This window comes from bacterium, from assembly GCA_018830565.1.
Lineage (GTDB): Bacteria > UBA9089 > JAHJRX01 > JAHJRX01 > JAHJRX01 > JAHJRX01.
Genome location: JAHJRX010000074.1, coordinates 1 through 6,463, shown reverse-complemented (window position 1 = coordinate 6,463; position 6,463 = coordinate 1). Strand labels below are relative to the sequence as shown.

4 protein-coding genes are annotated in these 6,463 nt (G+C 33.5%); all 4 read left to right on the top strand.

Annotated elements, in window-relative coordinates:
• On the top strand, positions 1–299 hold a 299-nt coding region (locus KJ849_07135), incomplete at its 5' end, for a hypothetical protein (GenBank protein ID MBU2600332.1).
• Positions 300–517: 218 nt separating this feature from the next.
• Positions 518–1,486, top strand: coding sequence for a glycosyltransferase family 2 protein (locus tag KJ849_07130; protein MBU2600331.1), 969 nt, complete (start codon positions 518–520; stop codon positions 1,484–1,486).
• 11 nt (positions 1,487–1,497) lie between these two features.
• A complete protein-coding gene (locus KJ849_07125) occupies positions 1,498–2,541 on the top strand; it encodes a radical SAM protein (GenBank protein ID MBU2600330.1) in 1,044 nt (347 codons plus the stop codon).
• A 2,454-nt stretch (positions 2,542–4,995) separates the two neighbouring features.
• Complete coding sequence (locus KJ849_07120) at positions 4,996–6,423, top strand: flippase (protein ID MBU2600329.1); 1,428 nt, start codon at positions 4,996–4,998, stop codon at positions 6,421–6,423.
• The last annotated feature ends 40 nt before the right edge of the window (positions 6,424–6,463 follow it).

The following is a 6,463-nucleotide window of genomic DNA, read 5'->3' as shown; positions in this document are numbered from 1 at the left end:
TAGGAGCATTAAAATCAGCTATTGCTATCTACTATGGGGATAACGAAGGAGTTTATCCCTATCGATTAGATAAGAATAGCTATACCGTGAGGGGTGTAGTTATTCCAGCTTTTATTCCTAAGTATATGGAAGATATTCCTGTTGTAAAATTAAGAAGGGATGTCTCTCATAAAAACACTAACGCTGTCCGTTATAGCTATGCTGATAGTGGCGGTTGGTGGTATAATCCTACCGATGGTAAGATCAAGATTGATTGTGGTCATAAAGACTTAAAGAATGTCCAATACTACACTTACTAATTAAGTAAGGAAATCGGGAGTGATTAAAAGAGGCTGCTTAAGGCAGCCTCTTTTTTGTGTTTAAAATAAGAGATAACTCCCTTAACGGCAAGGAGTAACAAATAAAATATCTCCTTTTTAGGTGGCTATATGGCTACGACAACCTCAGCAATTCTCATGCTGGATAAGGCATCTTGACAAAAAATTTAAATTGGGATATTATTATGGTGGAGGCAATAATGTGCCCTTTAATTATAAAGAACGAGCCAAAGGTAGCGGTAATCTTGTTAAATTGGAATACCGCCGAAGAGACCATTGAATGTATCAATTCATTAAAGAAGGTTGACTACCGTAATTTTGAAATTATTCTCGTCGATAATGGCTCTACTAATGACTCCTTTGATATAATTAAAAGAACCTTCTCTAAGTCTGAAGTTATTCTCATTAAGAATAAACAAAATCTTGGTTTTAGTGGAGGAAATAATGTGGGCATCAAACAAGCTTTAGAGAATAAAACAGACTACACTTTTCTCTTAAATAATGATACTATCGTTAATCAAGAGCTACTTTCTACCTTAGTTGAGTTTATGGAAGATAATCCTCAAGCAGGCATAGTCGCTCCCATCATGTTTTTCTACAATCGTCCCGATTATATTTGGTTTGCTGGTGGAATAATGGACCGCAACACTGGAATTGGAAATCACATTGGCTATGAAGAAAAGTACAGTAGTAAATTTGATAAGATAATTGAATGTAACTTTATTACTGGTTGTGGAATGTTTTTTAGAAGTAAGGTATTTAATGAAGTCGGGTTTTTTGATACCGACTATTTCCATACTTCCGAAGATGCGGACTTATGTTTTAGGGTAATAGATAAAGGATATAAATTATACTTAAACCCTAAAGCTAAGCTCTGGCATAAATGTGGAGCTTCTTTATTGAATTCATCTCAAAATAAATTAAAATCCCCACCAAGATATACTTACTACGAAATTAGAAATCGACTCTTATTTATTAAAAAAAATGGTAAAAAAGGTATGTTATTTAAGTCGCTCTATAAGATTGTTCACTTCCATCTTTATGAAATTTATGAACTGATCAAAGATGGTAATTTTAAATCTATCTTAACACTTTTTTATGGAATATTAGATTTTTTCTTAGGAAGATTTGGCGAGAAAGATTTTTCAAAAAGCTGGATTTTTAGATAAAGGATCTTGAGATGAGATATACAAATTTTAACTCTTTTTTGAATAAACAAATTAATAAATTAGAATTAAGATTAAGAAGGAGAAAACTTTACGCATATCCAAAAGCTATCTACTTAGAACCTACTACTAAGTGTAATTCTAACTGTGTCATGTGTAACCGACAACTAATTCGAAAAGAGGAAGTCTTAAAAGGAGGCTTCCTGAGTTGGGATATCTTTAACAAGACCAGACCTTTTCTTTCTATGGCAGAAGTGGTATTATTTGGAGGCTTTGGAGAACCCCTTCTTCACTCTGATTTTATTCCCATGGCTAAAGAGATTAAGAAATATCATCCTTATCTCTACTTTTATACCAACGGTCTCTTATTAACTCCAGAAATTTCCAAAGAATTAATCTTAATGGGCGCTGATGAAGTTTGTATCTCTTTTGGAGGAGCAAGAGAAGAAACTTACCAATACATCAGAGGAATCTCTATGGCTCCTATTGTAGAAAATATTAAGAAACTTAATGAGCTTAAGAAATCTTTAGGCAGCAATAAACCTAAGATATCCTTAGCTCTAGTCGTAATGAAATCTATGTTTCCTGAACTCTTGGAGGTGGTCGATTTAGCTAAAGATATGGGGATAAATAAGATTGAACTAGCTAATATAGTAGTCCAGGATCCAAGACTTCAAGATGAAAGCTCCTGGCTTCATCAAGAAGAATGTCAACATCTGATGGAAGATTTTAGGAAAAGAGTTTGCTCATATGGCTTAGAATTGTTACAATTTAACTTAAAAGAATCCATAGAGACTTGCCAGCATATATTTTCTTCTCTAACTATTACTTGGGATGGTTTTATCTTATCTTGTCCTCAAGAACGATTTATTCTTGGAAGTTTAGAGAATGATCAGCTGGCCAAGATCTGGAATAATGAAAAATATTACAAACTTCGAGATAGATATTACCGAGAAGGTATTAGCAAATTATGTCCCAACTGTTTTTCCTGGAAGAATGATGCTTCTGCTTTCTTATATCCTAATAAGAATTCACGAGCTTTTGCTGAAAAAATTTAAAAAGATGAATAAATTAATCTTTGTCTTGATCTTATTAATCTTTAGAACCTCTTTTTTACTCGGTAGTCAAGATTTTACTACTTATCCTTGGGCCGTCTATTCTGATGAATATAAGATGAAACCAGTTGATAGTTTTGATTATGAAAAAGCTGAAGAAGCTGGTTTTAAGTGGATTAGCATCGCTGCTTTATGGACAGAGATCCAAAAGAGTGAAACAGGAGCTTGTGATTGGACTTACTTAGATGATCGAGTAAATAAAGCTATAGCTAATAATCTCAATATTCACTTTTATGTAGCTGGTTTTCCCGAGTGGATTGCTGAAAAGAGAGATGATACCTATAAAAAAGAATATCCACCTAAGGATGATAAATTTGGAGCTTGGCAGAATTGGGTAAGAGATTTAGCAGCTCGATATAAAGATAAAGTTTCAAATTTTGAAATTTATCCTGAGGGAGAAGGGGCTTGTAGTCAATGGGCTGGCTCAGATTACACTAAAATCTTTCCAAAAGTAATAAAAATTATCAAGTATGCCAGCCAGGGAATTAAAGAAGAATTTTCTAATCCTATCATCATGGCCATTGGAGATGCAGGTCCTTTTGAATACCCCAAAAATCCCGATGTGCCGTATAAAGAACACCCCTTCTTTTATCATCTTGAAAATGGTTATGACTCTATACCTGGCTTAGGAAAAGATCTTCTTAATGGAGTCTCCCTCCATTTATATCCTAACATTAATTCCATAGCTAACAATGACAAAACATTAGCCCCGGAAGAAGCTAATGAAATAAAACTTGGGGGAAGAAACTTAACTAGAGCTATCTTTGATTATTATGCAGAAGCAGTCAAATATAATACTACTGAAAGAAGGATCTATCTTACTGAACAAGGTTATTCTGTAGCCAGAGATGTGATCTGCAGAGCCGATAATTCTTGGGTAAATGAAGATACTCAAGCAGATTATATCGTCAGATTTCACGTTTTAGCTTTATCTACCGGATTAGTTGACAGAATTCATTACTTTGTCCTTCGCGATGACTATCCTTTAGGCGAGGAATACCAACAAGATAATCCTTCCCATACAGGTCTTCTTACCTACGAAGGAGGCATTAGAGCATCTTACTATGCCTATAAGACCATGGCTACTACCTTAGGTAATAAGCTGGCCAGTGAGTTTTTACTCTTAGGTGAAAATAAGTACGCGGTAGTCTTTGTAGATCGAAAGGCTACCGAAAACCTCTCTAATAATTCTCGAATAATAGTAGCCTGGAAGACAACTCCAGGTAGTGAAAAAATTAAAGCCTTAGTAAATTCTACTACCTCTATCTCGTATCAAAGCCGAGATGGTAGTCCTTTAGGAACCCTATCTCCAGTTAATGGCTATGTGGAAGTTACTTTAAATAATGATAGTCCCATCTATATATTTGATCATTCTCAAAGCCAAGAATATAAAACGACTAATCCTCCTTCCATTATTTCTCCATCTTCTAATACTTCTTTTGCTTCTGAAAATCTTATCCCTATTTCTGGAAAAGCTAAGGTTAATACCATCATTACCCTCTTTAAAGCTGGTAAAAAGATAGCTACTACTTTGTCAGATGGGAATGGTGACTTTACCTTTAGTCAAGTCATATTAAGCCCAGGTGGAAATGGTTTTCAAGTAGCAGAAGAAAGTGGGTCGGTCTCTGATTCATCTAATTTTATATACTTAAATAGGAGTTTATCTAATAATAATGAAGTTACTTTTAAGAATGAATATGGAAAGATCAACATTCCCGCCAGCACACTCCCCAGTGGTTTTTTTATAGATATTTACCAAGCCTTAGCAGATAATAAAGCCTTAGAAGCTAATCAATATTTTGAGTATCCTATCATAAATGGCAGTATTTTAAATTTTACGATTAAAGATAGTAGTTATAATAAGATAGCCTCTTTTTCAAAGCCACTTACCGTAATTATTCCATACTTGGATACAGATAATAACGGTATTATAGATGGTACAAATATTAAAGAAACAAATTTAAAGGTCATAAAACTTGATGAAGAAAATAAGCGGTGGAATTTATTCGTTAGCTCCCCAAGTATCGAGACAAACTTAAATTTGATTTCATTTTCTACGACTAATTTGTCTATTTTTGCTTTAGCAGAGATAGAGTCATCTGGAATTGCAACTATTCTTTCGCCAATTAAAGTTTGCCCTAATCCTTTTAATTTAAATCAAGTAAATTTTGTTACTTTTAAGCCTACTCCCAACAACACGAGCTTTATTAAGATATTTAATTTAAGTGGAGAGCTTATTTATACTTTAAAATCTAAAGATATCTCTTTGAGTATGGCTCATTGGGACGGAACTAATGAGTATGGTAAAACAGTAAGCAGTGGTGTCTATATCTTTTATTTAAAGACTGAGGATGGAAAATCTCAAAAGAAAAAATTTGTAATTATTAAATAAAGCTTATGTCTACAGCCATAAAAGTAGTAAGAAATACCGTTATTCAGTCCATTGGCAGAGCCTTAATGATGGGAATGAGTTTGATCTCTATGGCTCTCATTACTCGTTATTTAGGTCCCTTAGAGTATGGCTTATATTCTTTTGTCTTGGTCTTTATTGCTTTTTTTCACACTGTTACTGATTTAGGTTTAAAAACCATTGCCACCAGAGAGATATCTCAAGATAGAGATTCTTCAGGTAACTTGCTTAGCCAGACCATCACTCTTCGTTTACTTCTTTCCTTTTTTTCTATCTTCTTAGCTTGTTTAATAATCAACTGCATGAACTATCCTTTAACGACTAAGCTTTTAGTCTATGTAAGCTCCATTATTTTAATGATTGAAGCTTTAAAGAGCACCCTGGATATCATCTTTGAAGTTAGTTTAAAGATGGAATATGTAGCGGTAAGCAATCTCTTAATTAGCTTATCTTTCTTAATCTTAGCTTGTCTCTTTGTTTATAAGAGAGGAACCTTGCTGGACTTAATAGTTGTTTCCTTAGTTTCTAACTTAATTGGTCTTCTAACAGCTTACTTTTTTTCTAAGAAGTTTGTCAAAATTAAATTTTCTATAGATTATCGTCTTTGGAAGAAAATGATTAAAGAAGCTATTCCTTTGGGTATTGCCTTTCTTATGATTAGTCTTTACTGGAGGATTGATGTAATCATGCTTTCTTTAATGAAGGGAGACCAAGCGGTAGGTTTTTATAATGTCTCTTACAAATTTATTGAAATGGGCACCTTACTTTCAGGAATGATCATGGTTTCTGTATTTCCTGTCCTTTCCGAAAGATTTAAATTAGATCCAGCTCAATTAAAGATAATTTACCAAAGGTCTTTAAAATACCTGCTCATGATGGGCATCTTTTTAGCTTTATTCTTTGTCATTTTAGCAGATAAGATTATCTTGTATGTCTCTGGAGAAGAATTCAAAAACTCCATCTTAAGTATGCAGATCTTAGGCTTTATTTATCCTGTTTATTATATAGGAGCATTAATTGGCTATATGTTGATTGCTATTGGCAAGCAATGGATAAATACTATTTTTAATACTCTGGCTGTTCTTTTTAATATTGTTTTAAATTTAATCTTAATTCCTGGATATAGCTTTTATGGTTCTTCATTGGCGACTGTAATTACTGAGGTAGTCCAGGTAACCGCCGCTTTAATAGTTTTAAGTTCATTTAAATATACTCCTTCTTTTAAGTCTATAACCAGATCTCTCTTTGCTGGTGCCTTATCTTTACTGGTCTTAATCTTACCGGCGGAGGTAAATTCTATAATCAAAGTTATCTTAGCTTTAATTATCTTTTTAAGCACCTTATTTTTAATGAAGGAACTCTCTAAAGAAGATCTTTCCTTACTATTAAACAAGCCAGTTATCCAAGAAAGGTAGTTATGAAGATATTAATTATTAACCCACCTCGCCTTACAAT

Bases quoted from the DNA above. Each gene is read 5' to 3' on its own strand.
- KJ849_07120 (MBU2600329.1), top strand. From the start codon at position 4,996: ATGTCTACAGCCATAAAAGTAGTAAGAAATACCGTTATTCAGTCCATT.
- KJ849_07125 (MBU2600330.1), top strand. From the start codon at position 1,498: ATGAGATATACAAATTTTAACTCTTTTTTGAATAAACAAATTAATAAA.
- KJ849_07130 (MBU2600331.1), top strand. From the start codon at position 518: ATGTGCCCTTTAATTATAAAGAACGAGCCAAAGGTAGCGGTAATCTTG.